The organism is Candidatus Skiveiella danica, assembly GCF_022705245.1.
Classification (GTDB): Bacteria; Pseudomonadota; Gammaproteobacteria; order Burkholderiales; family Burkholderiaceae_C; genus Skiveiella; species Skiveiella danica.
This window is the reverse complement of the sequence record NZ_JAKJEW010000202.1, coordinates 1-517: the sequence shown is the minus strand read 5'-3', so window position 1 is coordinate 517 and position 517 is coordinate 1. Positions and strand designations below refer to the sequence as shown.

The following is a 517-nucleotide window of genomic DNA, read 5'->3' as shown; positions in this document are numbered from 1 at the left end:
GCAACGTGCCGCCGCTGGACATGGGCATCATCACCGTGGGCGCGTTCCACTCCGGCACCACCTTCAACGTGATCCCCGAGACCGCCGAGCTGAAGCTGACCATCCGCGCGCTGCGCCCCCAGGTGCGCGACCAGCTCGAGCGCCGCATCCACGAGGTGGTGCTGGCCCAGGCCGCGGTGTACGGCGCCACGGCCGAGATCCACTACGACCGCCGCTACCCGGTGCTGGTGAACGACGCCGGTGCCACCGACTTCGCCCGCCAGCCACCGCTGACCGGCAGCGAGGACTTCGCCTTCTTCCTGGAAAAGTGCAAGGGCAGCTACCTGCTGCTGGGCAATGGCACCGGCCAGGGCCCGGGCGAAGGCGGCTGCATGGTGCACAACCCCGGCTACGACTTCAACGACCGCTGCCTGGGCACCGGCGCCAGCTACTGGGTGCGGCTGGCGCAGACGTTTCTGGCGTGAGGCTGCGCGCCGTCAGCGGCGGCGGCGGCTCAACTGCCCCAGCACCGCCAGCC

1 protein-coding gene is annotated in these 517 nt (G+C 70.8%); it reads left to right on the top strand.

The genetic code is table 11. The annotated features are described in order from the left end of the window. Positions 1 to 464: peptidase dimerization domain-containing protein (locus ACMUOY_RS21010; protein ID WP_413894630.1), on the top strand; the 464-nt coding region annotated here is incomplete at its 5' end. Positions 465 to 517: the final 53 nt, after the last annotated feature.